At 69.4% G+C, this 16,248-nt stretch carries 12 protein-coding genes; 10 read left to right on the forward strand and 2 right to left on the reverse strand.

Annotated features, from left to right (window positions below; genetic code table 11):
- The first annotated feature begins 135 nt into the window (after nt 1-135).
- Entirely contained in the window at nt 136-717 is a 582-nt protein-coding gene (locus OGL92_RS12320; RefSeq protein WP_263143906.1) for a DedA family protein, read from the forward strand.
- A 245-nt stretch (nt 718-962) separates the two neighbouring features.
- Nucleotides 963-1,628, forward strand: a complete 666-nt coding sequence (gene elbB, locus OGL92_RS12325; protein WP_263143907.1) for an isoprenoid biosynthesis glyoxalase ElbB — start codon at nt 963-965, stop codon at nt 1,626-1,628.
- A gap of 10 nt (nt 1,629-1,638) precedes the next feature.
- Here elbB and OGL92_RS12330 read toward each other — a convergent pair whose 3' ends face one another.
- The gene (locus tag OGL92_RS12330) at nt 1,639-2,103 is read right to left on the reverse strand and encodes a YaiI/YqxD family protein (protein WP_263143908.1); all 465 of its coding nucleotides are present in this window, start codon (nt 2,101-2,103) and stop codon (nt 1,639-1,641) included.
- Nucleotides 2,104-2,615: 512 nt separating this feature from the next.
- On the opposite strand from OGL92_RS12330, the gene OGL92_RS12335 reads away from it, so the two are divergent.
- The 6 genes from OGL92_RS12335 to OGL92_RS12360 all read left to right on the forward strand — a co-directional run bounded on the left by OGL92_RS12335 (nt 2,616) and on the right by OGL92_RS12360 (nt 12,842).
- Nucleotides 2,616-4,862, forward strand: coding sequence for a TonB-dependent receptor (locus OGL92_RS12335; protein WP_263143909.1), 2,247 nt, complete (start codon nt 2,616-2,618; stop codon nt 4,860-4,862).
- A 53-nt stretch (nt 4,863-4,915) separates the two neighbouring features.
- Nucleotides 4,916-5,995 carry an ABC transporter substrate-binding protein gene (locus OGL92_RS12340; protein ID WP_263143910.1) on the forward strand — a complete coding sequence of 360 codons (1,080 nt, stop codon included), beginning with the start codon at nt 4,916-4,918 and terminating at the stop codon, nt 5,993-5,995.
- Between the two features lie 320 nt (nt 5,996-6,315).
- Complete coding sequence (locus OGL92_RS12345; protein WP_263143911.1) at nt 6,316-8,553, forward strand: TonB-dependent receptor; 2,238 nt, start codon at nt 6,316-6,318, stop codon at nt 8,551-8,553.
- A gap of 48 nt (nt 8,554-8,601) precedes the next feature.
- Nucleotides 8,602-10,194, forward strand: coding sequence for a GMC oxidoreductase (locus OGL92_RS12350; protein WP_263143912.1), 1,593 nt, complete (start codon nt 8,602-8,604; stop codon nt 10,192-10,194).
- An 11-nt stretch (nt 10,195-10,205) separates the two neighbouring features.
- Nucleotides 10,206-11,615: an aldehyde dehydrogenase family protein gene (locus OGL92_RS12355; protein ID WP_263143913.1), complete on the forward strand. Its 1,410-nt coding sequence runs from the start codon at nt 10,206-10,208 to the stop codon at nt 11,613-11,615.
- A 33-nt stretch (nt 11,616-11,648) separates the two neighbouring features.
- Nucleotides 11,649-12,842 (forward strand): MFS transporter, encoded by a 1,194-nt coding sequence (locus tag OGL92_RS12360; protein ID WP_263143914.1) that lies wholly within the window; start codon nt 11,649-11,651, stop codon nt 12,840-12,842.
- Nucleotides 12,843-12,901: 59 nt separating this feature from the next.
- On the opposite strand, the gene OGL92_RS12365 is transcribed toward OGL92_RS12360, so the two are convergent.
- Entirely contained in the window at nt 12,902-13,636 is a 735-nt protein-coding gene (locus OGL92_RS12365) for a class II aldolase/adducin family protein (RefSeq protein WP_263143915.1), read from the reverse strand.
- A 340-nt stretch (nt 13,637-13,976) separates the two neighbouring features.
- Here OGL92_RS12365 and OGL92_RS12370 point away from each other — a divergent pair, with 340 nt between their 5' ends.
- Both OGL92_RS12370 and OGL92_RS12375 read left to right on the forward strand, forming a co-directional pair.
- Nucleotides 13,977-15,143 carry an LLM class flavin-dependent oxidoreductase gene (locus OGL92_RS12370; RefSeq protein ID WP_263143916.1) on the forward strand — a complete coding sequence of 389 codons (1,167 nt, stop codon included), beginning with the start codon at nt 13,977-13,979 and terminating at the stop codon, nt 15,141-15,143.
- A gap of 22 nt (nt 15,144-15,165) precedes the next feature.
- Nucleotides 15,166-16,218: an ABC transporter substrate-binding protein gene (locus tag OGL92_RS12375; protein ID WP_263143917.1), complete on the forward strand. Its 1,053-nt coding sequence runs from the start codon at nt 15,166-15,168 to the stop codon at nt 16,216-16,218.
- Nucleotides 16,219-16,248: the final 30 nt, after the last annotated feature.

Below are 16,248 nucleotides of genomic sequence, written 5' to 3' on the forward strand. Positions count from 1 at the left end.
CTGGCAGTCGCAGGCGGGCCGGAACGGCGCTTTCATTGTCGCCAGTCAAACTCCCCGCGTCGAGCCGAGCCCCGCGCTTTTCCGGGGCCCTACAACCGAGTAGGCTGCGCGTTCCTTTCGCCGCGCTGGCCGACCATGCTGCAACAACTCCTTCATGACTTCGGTTACTTCGCCCTGTTCCTCGGCACCTTCTTCGAAGGCGAGACCGTTCTGGTGCTGGCCGGCTTCCTCGCCTTCCGTGGCTACCTGGACATCAACCTGGTGGTGCTGACCGCCTTCTTCGGCAGCTATGCCGGCGACCAGCTCTGGTACTACCTGGGGCGCCTCAAGGGCCGCAGCCTGTTGCAGCGCAAGCCCCACTGGCAGGCCATGGGCGACAAGGCCCTGAACCACATCCGCCGGCACCCGGACATCTGGGTGCTGAGCTTCCGCTTCGTCTACGGCCTGCGCACGGTGATGCCGGTGGCCATCGGCCTGTCGGGCTACCCGCCGCTGCGCTACCTGCTGCTCAACGGGCTCGGCGCGGCGGTCTGGGCCGCCGCCCTGGGCTGGGCGGCCTACCATTTCGGCGCCGTGCTGGAGACCATCCTCGGCGACATCAAGCGCTACGAGCTCTGGGTGCTCGGCGCCCTGCTGGTGCTGGGCGTCGGCCTGTGGATACACCGCAGCCTGCGGGCCAAGCGCAACAGCCGCGACGCCTCGCAGAAACCCGGCTGACCCGCGACGCGCCGCACCCGGCTGAACGCAACGCCCCCGGCACGATCCTTATCGATAAGGCCCCACGAAAAACGACGCCGCGCGCCCGGCTGCGCGCGCCGCGATCCAGGGTGCCCGGCTAGGATTGCCTGAGTGACGCCGGCGCGCGCTCCGGCCGCGACGGCCCCCGAATCAGGCGAGACGGCATGGCCGCCTCGCGCCCGACCCGCGCCCCAAGAAGGCGCCTCGAACCAGCGGAGAACGCGATGAATAAAAAAGTGGCAGTGATCCTTTCCGGCTGCGGCGTCTATGACGGCGCGGAAATCCACGAAAGCGTGATCACCCTGTTGCGCCTCGACCAGCGTGGCGCGCAGGTGCAGTGCTTCGCGCCCAACATCGTCCAGCATCACGTGGTCAATCACCTGACCGGCGAAGACATGCCGGAAAGCCGCAACGTGCTCACCGAGTCGGCACGCATCGCCCGCGGCCAGGTCACCGACGTGCGCCAGTTGCGCGCCGCGGACTTCGACGCGCTGATCGTGCCCGGCGGGTTCGGCGCCGCGAAGAACCTCTCCGACTTCGCCGTCAACGGCGCCGACAGCAGCGTCCAGCCCGACGTGCTGGCGGTGGCCAAGGACTTCGCCGCGGCCGGCAAACCCATCGGCCTGATCTGCATCGCGCCGAACATGGCGGCGAAGATCTTCGGCGAAGGCGTGGTGTGCACCATCGGCAACGACGCGGAAACCGCCGCCACGCTGGAAAAGATGGGCGCGCGCCACGTCGAGTGCGCGGTCGGCGACATCGTCGAGGACGAAACCCACAAACTGGTCAGCACGCCCGCCTACATGCTGGCCGAATCGATCAGCGAGGCGGCCTCGGGCATCAACAAGCTGGTCGACCGCATCCTCGAGATGACCGTCCAACCCGGCTGACCCGCGCGGCTCAACGGGGCTCGGCGGAAGACGCGAGGCGGGTCAGGATACGATCCAGGGCATTGGCGAAGGCCTGCCGGTCCCGTTCGCCGTAGGCGGCCTGGCCGCCGCCCATCTGCCCCTGGTCGCGCAGGTCGCTGAACAGGTTGCGCACCGCCAGGCGCTCGCCCATGTTGCGCTCGTCGAACTCGCGGCCCCGCGGGTCCAACACCGCCACGCCCTTCTTCAGCAAGCGATCCGCCAGCGGCACGTCGCTGCAGATCGCCAGTTGGCCGGGCACGGCCTGCTCCACCAGGTAATCGTCGGCCGCGTCCGGCCCGCTCGGCACCACCACCAGGCGCACGCAGGCGAACGCCGGCCTGACCTGGCTCTGCCCCGCCACCAGCACCACCTCGAAGCCGCGCTTGAGGGCGAACTTCACCACCTGATCCTTCGCCCCCCGCGGGCAGGCGTCGGCATCGATCCACACGCGCATCCTCGTCCTCCTCCGAATGGAACCCTTCCCCTCACCCCGCGCGGCGCACCCGAGGGGCGACCCGCGCTGGCCGAGCGGGCTCGGGGCATTTCGCCTGGGACGATACCAGTGCTCGCTCGAAGGTACGAACCGGGGTGCCCGGTGGGCCGCGCGTCCCGGCTTTCGCGCCATGGGGACGGGCTCCGGACGAAGGGTCCTTGTCCAGGGCTCGTCGCGCCAGCCGTTTCTTCCGCATCGCCGCGGCCAGCCGGAACCTGCTGCCCAGGCACCACAGCAGCAGCATCCGTTGCTTTCAGGGCAGCCTTTCCGCGTCGTCCTCGACGGACATAAAACCTTTTGAAAACAATCACCTGAACGATAAATCACGACTCGGTACGGTTGTTGCCCCTGCACCTTCGCCGTCCCGCCGGGACGGCCGGAGCCTGCGTCCGTGAAGACGCAGCACCGTCGATCCGCCATTGCATCGCGACGATGCCAGCCGACTCGGCACTGAATACGCAATTGGGGGCACCATGTTCACACGCACCGCATTATCCACCGCCGTTGCCTGGGCCTTCGGTGGCCTGGCCGGGCTCCACCTGGCGATCGGCCAGGCAGAGGAAGCCACCCCGGCGCCGGGCATCGAGGCGCAGGCCGAGGACGGTGGTTCGCCCACCCTGGCCAAGGTCACGGTGACCGCGCAGAAACGCGAGGAAACCGTCCAGGAAGTGCCGGCCTCGATTTCCGTGCTCAGCGGCGACCGGCTGCGGGACGACGCGTTGCAGTCGGCCAACGAAGTGACCCGCTACATCCCCAACGCCTCCGCCGGCACCACCGAGGGCCATGGCCGGCCGCGCTGGTGGATCCGCGGGCTGGGCACCGGCGACCAGGGTGCCAACACCGTCGGCCCGGTGGGCATCTACGTCGACGACGTGTACATCGCCAATATCAGCGCCACCGGCTTCCCGCTGTTCGACCAGGAGCGCGTGGAGGTGCTGCGCGGGCCCCAGGGCACCCTGTGGGGCAAGAACACCACCGGCGGCGCCATCAACTTCCTGTCGCGCAAGCCCACCTTCGATCCGTCCGGCTACTTCAAGCTCGGCGTCGGCAACTACGCCGACCGGGTCGTCGAAGGCGCGGTGAGCGACGGGCTGGTGGACGACCGCCTCGCCGCGCGCCTGTCGTTCCGCCATCAAGGCCGCGACGGCTACAACGACAACCTCGCCGACAACGACGACCGCGGCGGGCTGGAGGACGACGCCGCCCGGGTGCAATTCCTCGCGCGGATCAACGACGACCTGGAAGCCAACCTCAACCTGCACGCCCGGCACTACCACGACACCGCCGGCTACAGCACCGTCAACTATGGGCTGCGCCCGGACGGCGGCAACGCGTTCGGCTACCGCATCGACCCGCGCCTGGGCGAGGTCAACTACAACGCCAAGTACCTGGCGGACGTGGACCAGGCGGGCGCCAACCTCAACCTGGTCTGGCAACTGGGCGAGCTGGAGTTGACCTCCATCACCGCCTTCGAGCATTTCACCCGCGACGGCCTCAGCGACAGCGACAACACCCCCCTGGAGTTGCAGCGCAGCTACAGCTACACCGACAGCCAGCAGTGGTCCCAGGAACTGCGCCTGGCCTCACCACGGGAAGACCGTTTCAACTGGGTGCTGGGGTTCCACTACTTCAACGAGGATCTGCAGTCGGACGCCGCCAACGCGGCCCTGGCCAACCCCTACATCCCCTCGTTCTACAACGACGTGCGCTACGACCAGGGCAGCGAAAGCTACGCGCTGTTCGGCAGCGCCACCTACCACTTCACCGACGATTTCGCGCTGACCGCCGGCCTGCGCTGGACCCGCGAGCGCAAGGACATCGACCTGCAGCGCCGGCAGAACCAGGGCGCGGCCCGCCTCGCCACGGACGACTGGTGGAAGCTCGGCAACGTCGCCTCGCCCCTGGTGGTGAACGCGGTCCAGGACGAGAGCACCACCTGGAGCGACTACACCTACGACCTGACCCCGGAATACCGGCTCTCCGACAACGCCCGGGTCTACTTCCGCTACGCCTACGGCTTCCGCTCCGGCGGCTACAACGCCGGCGTGACCAGCCAGGCGACGGTGACGACGGTGGACCCCGAGTACCTGACCGCCTACGAACTGGGCCTGAAGTCCGAGTGGTTCGACGGCCGGCTGAACGCCAACGCCAGCCTGTTCTACTACGACTACGAGGACATCCAGCTCAACATCGTCACCGCGGTGAACAACCAGACCGTCTCGCGCCTGGCCAACGGCGCGGAGGGCGAAGCCTACGGCGCCGAGTTCGAGCTGGAGGCGATCCCGCTGCAGAACCTGCACCTGAATTTCGCCCTCGGCCTGCTGCATACCGAGTTCACCGACTACACCTCGGGCAGCAACGACTACTCCGGCAACAAGTTCGTGCGCGCGCCCAGCGTCTCGGCGGTGATCGGCGCCGACTACCGCATCCCGCTCGACGTCGGCGGCGCCCTGATCCTCGGCACCGACTGGAACACCCGCAGCCGCCAGTACTTCTTCTCCAACGACCAGAGCCAGTCCATGCGCAGCGGCGGCTACACCCTCGGCAATGCGCGGGTGACCTACGAGCTGCCGGGGGAAACCACCCGGGTCAGCGCCTACGTCGACAACCTGACCGACAAGGAGTACCGCAACCACACCCTGCCGGGCGGCTACCAGAGCGCCGGGCTGATGTACGGCGACCCGCGCACCTTCGGCGTGTCCGTCACCACCGACTTCTGATCTCCATCCCGCCCACGGCCTCCTGGCCGTGGGCCTCGCGCGAGGTAATCGCCATGCACATCCCCCTTATCGCCCGCCTGCTGCGTCGCACCGCGCTGCTGGGCGCCACCCTGCTCGCCGCCCAGGCCATCGCCGCGGAGCCGCCGAAAACCCTGCGCATCGCCACGGTGGCCTACGCCAACGCCGGCAAGGTGACGTTCAACGGCCCCGCCTACGTGATGGACCGGGACAAGTGGCTGGAACAGGAACTGGCCAAGCGCAACGTGAAGCTGGAATGGGTGCCGGCCGCCACCGCCTCGGTGGGCACCTTCGTCAACGAGGAGTTCGCCAACCGGCGCATCGACTTCGCCTTCTACGGCGACCTGCCGTCGATCATCGCCAATGCGACAGGGGTCTCGACCCGGCTGATCGCCCCCGGCGGCAGCGGCAACAACGTCTACCTGGTGGTGCCCAGCGGCTCCGAGGCGCGCAGCCTGCAAGACCTCAAGGGCAAGCGCATCGCCCTGCACCGGGGCCGGCCCTGGGAGCTGTCGTTCGCCAAGCTGTTGCAGGCCAACGGCCTCGGCTTCGAGGATTTCCGGGTGCTCAACCTCAACCCACAGGCCGGCGCCGCGGCGCTCAGCGCCGGGCGGGTCGATGCCTTCTTCACCCTCAGCGATGCCTTCCTGCTGGAGGACAAACAGGTCGGGCGGATCATCTGGTCGAGCAAGCAGGCGCCGCGGGACTGGAAGATGCGCGCCGAACTCTGGGCTGCCAGCGATTTCGTCGACCAGCAGCCGGAGCTGACCCAACTGGTGGTGGACGCCTACCTGAAGGCCGCCCACTGGACCGCCGAGGACGCCAACAAGGCCACCTACCAGGGCTACCTGGCGCAGTCCGGGCAACCGCTGAGCGTGCTGCAACGGGAGGTGGAGGGCGAATCCTGGCGGGACGCCTTCTCGCCCCGCTTCGACCAGGCGCTGCGCCAGCATTACGCCGACGCCATCCAGTACAGCCGGCAGGCCAGGCTCATCCGAAACGACGTGGACGTGGACACCCTCATCGAGCCCCGCTTCATCGAACAGGGATTGAAAAACCTGAACTTGCAGAACTTCTGGAAAACCGACTCGGCGCAACTAACCGGCAACTTCTGAAGTATCGGGCGAAGGCTCTTTCACCGGCGTTCGCCCGAACTTCATGCGCGCTCTTGCTTATATCGAAACAGCGACCGCCGAATAATCCCGCCTGACTTCCGGACACTTTGCTGCGCCACAACCACTTCACCAGCATCCGGCTGCGGCCCCGGCAGCAAACGGCCGAAAGGCCCGTCGTAAAGCCCCCGATAACCGCCAAAAGGCGATGGCACATTGCTTGCTCAAGCGCAGTAACGCCTTCTCCAGCCGTTGAGAAAACCACCATGAAACATCGTTTCGAAGTGAGTGGAATCCACTTAGCCGTCGCACTCTCGAGTTCATTGTTCATCCAACCGGAAGTTGCCCTGGCCGAGGCAAAAGAGTCAGCGGCATCGACGCCCACCCTGGATACCGTCGTGGTCCAGGGGCAATCGAGCGACAGCGCCCGTGTGGGCGATGCCCGCCAGGAATCCGCGCCGGCTTCCAAGGGCACGCTGACCAAGACGCAACTGGAGAAATTCGTCGGCCTGGACAGCGCCGTGACCGGCGCCCTGAAATACCTGCCCGGCGTGCATGCCAGCGGCGGCGACAGCAGCGGCATCACCGAAGGCACGCTGAACATCCGCGGTTTCTCCCAGGACCAGCTGGGCTTCACCCGCGACGGCGTGCCGCTGAACGACCCGCAGTTCCTCACGCCCCACGCCGACTTCATGGGCGACCCGGAGAACTACGAGTCGGTCGCGGTGCTGTACGGCTCCTCGTCGATCAACGCGCCGACCCTCACCGCCAGCGGCGGCAGCGTGCAGATCCGCAGCCTGGCGCCGACCCGCGAGGCCGGCGCCCTGCTCAAGCAGAACGTCGGCAGCGACGACCTGCTGCGCACCTTCGCCCGGGTCAACACCGGCGAGTACGACGGCCTCTCCGCCTGGTTCTCCGCCTCGCGCACCACCGGCGAGCTGTGGGACGACAGCGACGGCGAGCTGTCCTCCAACCGCTACGAGGGCAACCTGCAATACGAATGGGGCAACCGCAACCGGATCAACGCGATCTTCTCCAGCTTCCTGATGCGCTCCAACAGCTACAAGCACCCGACCCTCGCCGAATACCGCGCCAGCGACTACGACAGCGGCTACCCCGAAGCCGTCTTCCCCACCCGGGGCGGCACCAACGGCGTCGCCGACCGCAGCATCCCGGGCGAGAGCGCCGCGGCGTCCCGGGCCGACTTCAAGATCCAGACCTATGCGCTGAACGGCCTGTTCAACCTTGGCGACAACCTCCAACTGAAGGTCGACCCCTATTTCGTCCGGGTCACCGACGGCACCGCGGCGGTGGCCGTGGTGCCGGTCTCCGAACCGAACACCGGCAGCGATCTCAATGGCGACGGCGACCGCCTCGATCCCATGGTGACCGGCGCCCTGAGCGTCTACCCCACCCAATACCGGATCGGCTCCAGCAACAGCCTCGACCTCACCCTCAACGAGGCCCACACGCTGCAATTCGGCCTGTGGACCGACTACACCCATGCCGACAACCGGATGGCGGTCATCCCGATCAAGGGCAACGGCAAGCCGGCCAGCCTCGACGGCAGCCACCCGCTGCGCGATGCCCGGGGCAACCCGGTGTACTTCACCGACCAGAAGAACGAGATCACCACCCAGAAGCTCTGGGCCCAGGACACCTGGGACATTTCCCCCGACCTCAGCCTCATCGGCGGCCTGGCCTGGCAACACACCGAACTCAAGGGCGGCGACCGCCTGAGCGGCTTCGCCGACAGCGTCGACTACCAGCGCTTCCTGCCCAGCCTGAGCCTGAGCTACCAGCTCGACCGGCGCCAGCAGCTCTACTACAACACCACTTCGAACATCCGCGTGCCGGCGGTGGCCTCGGTCTACGGCCGCCGCGACGGCAGCGCCAAGCAGAAGCCGGAGCTGACCTGGAACCAGGAACTCGGCTGGCGCTACGCCACCGACGGGCTGCTGCTCAGCGCGGCGCTGTTCTACGACCGCTTCAAGGACCGCCAGGCGGCCTTCGAACAGGTCACCGGGGTGACCTCCTACTTCAACGCCGGCGACGTCATCACCCGCGGCCTGGAACTGGCGGTCAACGGTCTGCTGCCGGGCCACTTCACCTACTTCGGTTCCTGGACCTACCTGCGCTCCACCCAGGACGACGACTACAGCGCCGCCGGGGTAACCCTGGACACCTCCGGCAAGCAGCTCTACGACGCGCCCCGGCATCTGCTCAGCGCCGGCGTCGGCTACGACGACCAGACCTTCTACGCCAACCTGCTGGGCCGCCACACCGGCGCCTTCTATGGCGACCTGGCCAACGACGAGCGCATCGGCGGCTACACGGTCTTCGACGCCAACCTGGGCTACCGCCTGAAGGGCCTGAGCCCGGCGCTGAAGCGGACCACCCTGACCCTCAACCTGAACAACCTCTTCGACAAGCACTACCTGGCCGGGGTGAATTCCGGCGCGGTCTCCGCCACCCCGGACGACGGCGAGTTCTACAGCGCGCCCAAGTACCACCGGGGGGCACCGCGCTCCCTGGTAGCCGGCATCGCCGTCGAGTTCTAGCCCGTTCCCCCACCACGCCGGAGCCTCGCGCCCCGGCCCGGAGGCTCCATGTCTACTGCGTACGATTACCTCATCGTCGGCGGCGGCAGCGCCGGCTGCGTGCTGGCCAACCGGCTGTCCGCCGACCCGGAGCGGCGCGTCCTGCTGATCGAGGCCGGGGCGGACACGCCACCCGGCGCCACCCCGGCGGAGATCCTCGATGGCCTCAATCCCTTCCGTCTGCGCCTGGAAATGCGCGAGCGCTACTTCTGGCCGGATCTGACGGTCCGCCACGGCGCGCAGGCCGGGGATACGCCGCGCCCGCTGAACTTCCTCGAACAGGCGCGGGTGCTGGGGGGCGGCTCCAGCGTCAACGTCCTGGTGGCCAACCGTGGCCTGCCCCGGGACTACGACCAGTGGGCGGCCCTGGGCGCCGAGGGTTGGTCCTGGGCCGAGGTACTGCCTTACTTCCGCACGCTGGAGCGCGACACCGACTACGACAACGCGCTACATGGCCAGGAGGGGCCGATCCCCATCAGCCGGATATCGCCCGCCGACCGCACCCCGTTCACCCGCGCGGTGATCGAGGCGCTGGCGGCCGAAGGCCTGGACGACATCGGCGACCAGAACGGCGTGTTCGAGGACGGCTACTTCGCGCCGGCGGTGAACCTGGAGAACGGCCAACGGGTGTCCAGCGCCCGTGGCTACCTGGACGAACGGGTGCGCGCCCGGCCCAACCTGAGCCTCTGGACCGACAGCCAGGTGCTGGCGCTGCTGCGTGACGGCTCGCGCATCCAGGGGGTGGAGCTGCTGCGCGACGGCCAGCGCGTGCGGGTGCGGGCCAGCGAAGTGCTGCTCGCCGCCGGCGCCCTGCACTCCCCGGCGCTGCTGCTGCGCAGCGGCATCGGGCCCGCCGCGCACCTGCGCGACCTGGGCATCGAGGTGGTCGCCGATCGCCCCGGCGTCGGCCGCAACCTCTGGGAGCACAGTTCCATCGGCACCCTGGCCCCGCTGGGCGACGCCGCCCGCGCCGACGCGCGCCTGCTGCGCCCCGGCACCTCCCACCAGTTGGGCATCCGCCTGTCCTCCGGGGTGGACCCGACGGTGCCGTCGGACCTCTACCTGGCCATCGGCGCCGACGCCCAGCGCAACGTCGCCCACGCCCTGGTGTGGATCAACAAGCCCAGTTCCCATGGCCACCTGCACCTGCGCGACCGCGACCCGGCGAGCCCGCCCCAGGTGGATTTCAACCTGCTCTCCGACCCCCGCGACCTGCAACGCCTGCGGGTCGCCCTGCAAACCTTCCAGCGGCTGTTCCGGCACCCGAGCCTGGCGCGCTACGACCTGCGCCTGCACCTGACACCCTTCGCCGTGCCGCAACCCGGCGGCCCGGCGCTGGCCGAGCTGCTGGCCGACGACACGGCCCTGGAGCGCTACTTGCGCGGCCAGGTGGGCGGCGTCTGGCACCCCAGCGGCAGTTGCCGCATGGGCCGCGCCGACGACCCCCTGGCGGTGGTGGACAGCGCCGGCCGGGTATACGGCGTCCAGGGCCTGCGGGTGGTGGATGCCTCGATCATGCCGGTGATCCCCACCGCCAATACCAACCTGCCGACCCTGATGCTCGCCGAGAAACTCGCCGATGCCATCCGCGCCGGCGCCTGAGGAGCCTTGCCATGTCCCGCCACGACCTGCTGATCAACGGCCAGCTGCACCCAGCGGCTGTCTACGACGACGTATTCGACCCCGCCAGCGGCGAGCCGGTGGGCCAGGCCGCCCGCGCCAGCCTGGACCAGGTGGAGCAGGCGGTGGCCGCCGCGGCCCGCGCGCTGCCGGCCTGGGCCCGGGCGCCCGAGGCGCGCCGCCTGAGCCTGGCCGCCGCGGCGACGCGCGTACGTGAGCACGCCGCGGCGCTGGCCGAATTGGTGACCCGCGAGCAGGGCCGGCCGCTGCACGCCACCCGCCAGGAAATCGCCGGGGTGGCGGCCACCCTGGATCACTACGCCAGCCTGGAATTCCCCGCCGACACCATTCTCCAGGACGACGACGAGCGTCTGGTGCGCCTCGTCCGCCGGCCCCTGGGGGTGGTGGCGGCCATCACCCCGTGGAACGTCCCGCTGATCCTGCTGGTGCTGAAGCTGGCGCCGGCGCTGCACGCCGGCAACACCCTGGTGGCCAAGCCGTCGGAGCACACGCCGCTGTCCACCCTGCTGCTGGCCAGCCTGCTGCGCGACCTGTTCCCCGCCGGGGTGCTCAACCTGGTCGCCGGCGATGGCGCGGTGGGCGAGCACCTGGCGCGCCAGCCGGCGGTGCGCCACATCACCTTCACCGGCAGCGTCGCCACCGGCAAGCGCCTGTACGCCGGCGCCGCCGACGACCTCAAGCGGCTGACCCTGGAACTGGGCGGCAACGACGCCGCCCTGGTGCTGGAGGACGCCGACGTCGCGGCCATCGCCGAGCCGCTGTTCTGGGGCGCGTTCTGGAACAGTGGCCAGGTGTGCTTCGCCATCAAGCGCCTGTACGTCCACGAGCGCCTGTTCGAGCCGCTGCTGGCCGCCCTGGTGGCCCGCGCCGAGCGCACCCGCCTCGGCCACGGGCTGGACCCGCAGACCGAGCTGGGCCCGCTGAGCAACCGCCAGCAACTGGAGCGGGTCGAGGCGCTGGTGGCAGACGCCCGCCGCCAGGGCGCGCGCATCCACAGCGGCGGCCGGCGCCTGGAAGGGCCCGGCCTGTTCTACCCGCCGACCCTGGTCAGCGGCATCGGCGCCGGGGTCGCGCTGGTGGACGAGGAACAGTTCGGCCCGGTGCTGCCGGTGATTCCCTTCCGCGACGTGGAAGACGCCATCGCCCAGGCCAACGCCAGCCCCTACGGCCTCGGCGCCTCGGTCTGGACCGCCGACCGCCTTCGCGGCGAAGCCCTGGCGGCGCGCCTGGACGCCGGCCTGGCCTGGGTCAACCAGCACCTGCACATCCAGCCCGGCGCGCCCAAGGGCGGGCATAAGTGGAGCGGCCTCGGCTACGAGGGCGGCCAGCGCGGCTACGACGCCTTCAGCGAATTGCAGGTCCTGAACATCGCGCGGCGCTGAGCCGCGCGTCCTTTCTCCCGACGAGATCCCCCCATGCGTACCGGAAGCTGGCCCTCGACTCTGCTCATCCTTACCTTCGCCGTGGTCATCGCGGCCTGTCATGGCAAGACCATCCTGTTGGTGGCCGATATCGCCCAGGCGTTCTCGGTCTCCCCGGCCCACGCCAGTTGGGTGGTCTCGGCGGTGGCGATCGTCGCGGCCCTGGCCTCGCCCCTGGTCAACTGGGGCGTCGCCCGGGTCGGCGAGCGCACGGCCATCGTCGCCGGGCTGCTGCTGGCCGCCGCCTGCAGCTACCTGGCCAGCCGCAGCGAAGCCTTCGAATGGCTGCTGGCCCTGCGCGTCGTCGAAGGCGCCGGCTATATCAGCGTGGTACTGGCGGCCCTGGCGCTGCTGATGCACACCACCGAGGGCGGGCGCCGCACCACCGCCCTGGCCTTCTGGTCGGTGGCCTCGCCGCTGGGCGGCGCCATCGCCATCTTCGCGGTGGCGCCTTACGTGGGCGGCCAGCACGGCGAATGGCGGCTGGCCTTCAGCGGCCATGCCCTGGTGCTGCTGCTCCTGCTGTTGGCGACGCCGTTGCTGCCGGCGCACAACTTGGCGAACCGCCGCGAACGCAAACCCCTGGGGCAGGCGCTGCGCCTGTACGGCGACCCCTCGGTGCTGCGCCTGGCCCTGGCGGTGGGCGCGCCGCTGACCGTGGCCCTGGGCCTGGTGACCATCACCCCGGACTATTTCATCCACCACCTGGGGGTGGCGCCGGCCACCATCGGCCTGATCTCCACCCTGGGCATCCTGAGCAGCGTGCTGGCCGGGCTGTTCGCCGGCTTCGTGCTGAACCTGCGGCGGGTCGGCCCGCTGGCGGTGGTGGGCGGCGCCCTGCTCGGGGTGGCCCTCGAAGTGCTGGTGTTCCTCCCCGGCATCCCGTCCACCACCGCCATCCTGGCCAAGATCGCCCAGGGTTTCTTCGGCAGCTTCGTGGTCGCCTGGGTCTTCACCAGCATCCCGAAGATGAGCCGCGAAGGCGACGTGATGGGCGCCGGCGGTATCGCCGAGCAGGCGCTGTACCTGTCGATGTTCCTCGGCCCGGTGCTGCTGTTCCCGCTGTTCAGCCTGCCCTCGCGCGTGCCCTTCCTCTGCGTGCTGGTGGTCGCCAGCCTGCTGCCGCTGTTCCTGGTGCCCCTGGGCCTGCGCCCGGCGAGCCGGGTCCCGCCCGCGACGGCCAGCTAGCCTGGAAACGGAAAAGCCCTCCTGAGAGGGCTTTTTTCTTTTGCATGCCGGGTTGCGGCTCAGGCCGCGGCGTCCAGCAGCTTCTGCCCTTCCGCCCACAGGCCGGTCATCTTCCATTGCTGCTCCAGCACGCCCGGGCCGAATTCCTTGGAACCGCCGAACGGCTCGGCCAGCGCCTGGAAGTAGGCGCCTTCCTCGATCAGCAGGATCAGCCGCCCGACCTGCAGGATGCTCTCGCCCCAGAAGGTGGCGCCGCCATTGGCCTCGAGAATCGCCGGGGTATGCGGGTTCTCCTGGATGCGCTCGACGATGAAGTCCTGCTCCGGCTGACGCCGGTCGATGTAGATGGGCAGTTCCCGCGCCAGGGTCACCCGCTGGGAGGCCGCGTAGCGGATCGGCAATACCCGGTGGGCGCTGGCCCAGCCGCCGAGGTAGGGCGTGTGGACGTGGCTGACGATGTTGACCTCCGGGCGCTGCCGGAAGATCGCCGCATAGCGTTGGCCGTTGCCGCCGGCCTTGCGGCCGCTCAGCGGCGAGGCGCCCTCGGTGGTTTCGTCCAATACCACCTCGCCGGCGTAGCTGGCGACCACCGCACGGATCGACGGGTCGTCCGCCCAGGGGCTCGGGGCGTGCAGCGCCAGCACCAGGTCGGTGTCGGGGATGCGCGCGTACACCTGGAAGGTGTTGGTCGCGGTGAGGGTGCCGGTTTCCTTGAGCACCCGGAAGGCCTTGGCGAAGTCACGCCTGGCCTGGTCGAGATGGTCGAGCGATTGCGGGGAAAGGCTGGCGGTCATGGTGCGCTCCTGTCTGGATGTCGAACGCCTCGCGCGGGGCACGGGCCCGGGTTGCCGAGCAGGACTTATGCCAGCCCCGCTTTCCCATACGAATCAGTCACTTACTTAATGAAACCGACACCGTCCGGGCGTTCGCCGCCGTTCCTGCTGCGACCTCAGCAGCCGCTGCTGGGTGCGTGCTGCTGCGCCAGCAGAGCGGCCGGCCGCGACCCCCGCCAATCCGCCGCAGGCCCCGTGCCGCCTGGCTCGCGGGCTTCCGGCACAGCCCTTGCTCTCCTGCTGCGCAACCTGCGTACAACCGTTGTAGGCCTTTTCTCGACGCAGCCACTGGAGCACTACCATGAGCACCGAATTTTTCTGGCGTCTGCCGCTGGGTAGCGATGGTCCCTATCTGGCATCGGACAAGAACAACCGCGGCAGCCACCTGCAGCGTCCCGGTCACATCGCCCCCGGGCGCCTGCCCGATGGCGAACCGGACGGCTTCACCTACATCGACTACATCGCCCAGGTGGCCAAGGCCGCGGAGCTCGCGGGCTTCGAGGGCGCCCTGCTGCCCACCGGGCCGGAGCCCTGGATCGCCGCCGCGGCCCTGGCCCGGGAGACCCGCCGGATCAAGTTCCTGATCGCTTTCCAGGCCACCTGGACGCTGCCGGCCTACGCCGCCCAGCAGGCGGCGATCCTCCAGCACCTCAGCCACGGCCGCCTGGAGTGGAACATCATCACCGGCGGCAACCCCGCCAGCCAGCGCGCCAACGGCGACTTCCTCGAGCACGACAAGCGCTACCGGCGCACCGGCGAGTTCCTCGACATCATCGACGGCCTGTGGAACAACGAACACTTCAGCTACCAGGGTGACATCTATCAGTTGGAGAACGGCTCGCTGCCCCTCGCCCTGAAGCGGGAGCGCAAGCCCGGCGTCTATTTCTCCGGCTTCTCCGATGCCGCCCTGGAGGTCGCCGCCCGCCACGCCGACGTCTACCTCAATTGGGCCGAGCCGGTGGACAAGCTCAAGCCGCACATCGAGCGCGTGCGCGAGCTGGCCGCCAAGCAAGGCCGCGAAGTGCGCTTCGGCATCCGCATCGACCTGTTCGCCCGGGAGACCGAGGACGCCGCCTGGAGCGAACTGCGCCGCCAGTACGAGCGCATCGACGCCAAGACCAGCGCCTTCATCAAGCACTTCGCCAGCGGCTCCGACTCGGTCGGCGCGGCGCGGCAGAACGCCTACCACCAGAACGCCGAGCGCTTCGACGACCTGATCATCGGGCCGAACCTCTGGGCCGGTTTCGGCAAGGCCAAGCCCGGCCCCACGGTGGGCCTGGTGGGCAGCCACGAGAACGTCGCCGAACGCCTGGCCGAGTACCGCGACGCCGGCTTCTCCACCTTCATCCTGGCCGGCAACCCGCACCTCGAAGAAGCCCTGCGCATCGGCCAGGAGGTCCTGCCCCTGGTGCACGGCCACCCGGCCCAGCGCGCCACCCCGCCCGCCACGCTGAAAGCCAGTGCCTGACCCGACGCCAAGGAGCCGCCCCATGAGTCAACCCCTCGATACCCTCTGGTACACCCGCTGCCCGGTGCCCACCGGCCTCGGCATCGCCGTGCAGAAAGGCTGGCTGGAAGATGCCCTGGCCGTCCAGGGCACCGCCATTCGCTCGCTGCGCGAAGCGGACGACCAGGCGGTGCGCGAGTCGCACTTCGATCACAGTTTGCAGAACTCGGTCCGCCACGGCGGCAGCATCCCCGCCCTCTGGGCCCGCGCCAGCGGCCGCGAGACACGCCTGATCGGGCTGTCCTGGGCCGACGAGGCGCAGCTCATCCTGACCCTGCCCGACAGCGGCATCCGCGGCGTCAAGGACCTCAAGGGGCGCACCTTCGGCCTGCCCGACTGGAGCGAGGCGCAGATCGACTTCACCCGCGCCCAGGCCCTGCGCGGCCTGGAAAACGCCCTGCGCCTGGAAGGCCTGGAAGTGGCCGACGTGGAGCGGATCGACTATCGCCTGGACGGCACCTTCAGCGACGAGCGGGCGCCGTCGCGCAACGGCCTCGGCGCGTTCGCCGGCCGCCGCCGCGGGCAGAACCCGGAACTGGTCGGCCTGCTGCGCGGCGAAGTGGACGCGATCTTCCTCAAGGGCGCCCACGCCGTGCAACTGGCCCAGCAGTTCGGCCTGCACAGGGTCATCGACACCGGCGCCCACCCGGACCCGCTGGTGCGTTCCAACAACGGCACGCCGCGGACCCTGACCGTCGACCTCAACCTGCTGGAACGTCACTACGCCGCCGCCGTGGGCATCCTCGGCGCGGTATCGCGCGCCGAGGAATGGGCCTGGGCCCACCCCGACGAGACACGCCGCTACCTGGCGCGGGAAACCAACAGCAGCGAGTTCTGGGTGACCCAGGCCTACGGCGAGGACGCCCACCTGCGCCTGCGCACCGAGCTGGACGAACAGGCCATCGCCGCCCTGCAGGACTTCACCGACTTCCTGCATCGCTGGCGCTTCCTGCCACGAACCTTCGCCGTGCGCGACTGGATCGACCCGCGCCCCCTGGAAAGCCTGCGCCAGGGTACGGCGCGGCGCGCCAGTTGACACCCCGCCCTCCGCCCGGCGGCGGAGGGC

The sequence above is a fragment of the Pseudomonas sp. RIT-PI-AD genome (genome assembly GCF_025642785.1).
GTDB lineage: Bacteria > Pseudomonadota > Gammaproteobacteria > Pseudomonadales > Pseudomonadaceae > Pseudomonas_T.

What these genes read in the sequence shown, in the direction of transcription:
- OGL92_RS12370 (WP_263143916.1), top strand. Translation starts at nt 13,977, where the DNA reads ATGAGCACCGAATTTTTCTGGCGTCTGCCGCTGGGTAGCGATGGTCCC.
- OGL92_RS12320 (WP_263143906.1), top strand. Translation starts at nt 136, where the DNA reads ATGCTGCAACAACTCCTTCATGACTTCGGTTACTTCGCCCTGTTCCTC.
- OGL92_RS12355 (WP_263143913.1), top strand. Translation starts at nt 10,206, where the DNA reads ATGTCCCGCCACGACCTGCTGATCAACGGCCAGCTGCACCCAGCGGCT.
- OGL92_RS12335 (WP_263143909.1), top strand. Translation starts at nt 2,616, where the DNA reads ATGTTCACACGCACCGCATTATCCACCGCCGTTGCCTGGGCCTTCGGT.
- OGL92_RS12330 (WP_263143908.1), bottom strand. Translation starts at nt 2,103, where the DNA reads ATGCGCGTGTGGATCGATGCCGACGCCTGCCCGCGGGGGGCGAAGGAT.
- OGL92_RS12375 (WP_263143917.1), top strand. Translation starts at nt 15,166, where the DNA reads ATGAGTCAACCCCTCGATACCCTCTGGTACACCCGCTGCCCGGTGCCC.
- OGL92_RS12350 (WP_263143912.1), top strand. Translation starts at nt 8,602, where the DNA reads ATGTCTACTGCGTACGATTACCTCATCGTCGGCGGCGGCAGCGCCGGC.
- OGL92_RS12360 (WP_263143914.1), top strand. Translation starts at nt 11,649, where the DNA reads ATGCGTACCGGAAGCTGGCCCTCGACTCTGCTCATCCTTACCTTCGCC.
- elbB (WP_263143907.1), top strand. Translation starts at nt 963, where the DNA reads ATGAATAAAAAAGTGGCAGTGATCCTTTCCGGCTGCGGCGTCTATGAC.
- OGL92_RS12365 (WP_263143915.1), bottom strand. Translation starts at nt 13,636, where the DNA reads ATGACCGCCAGCCTTTCCCCGCAATCGCTCGACCATCTCGACCAGGCC.
- OGL92_RS12340 (WP_263143910.1), top strand. Translation starts at nt 4,916, where the DNA reads ATGCACATCCCCCTTATCGCCCGCCTGCTGCGTCGCACCGCGCTGCTG.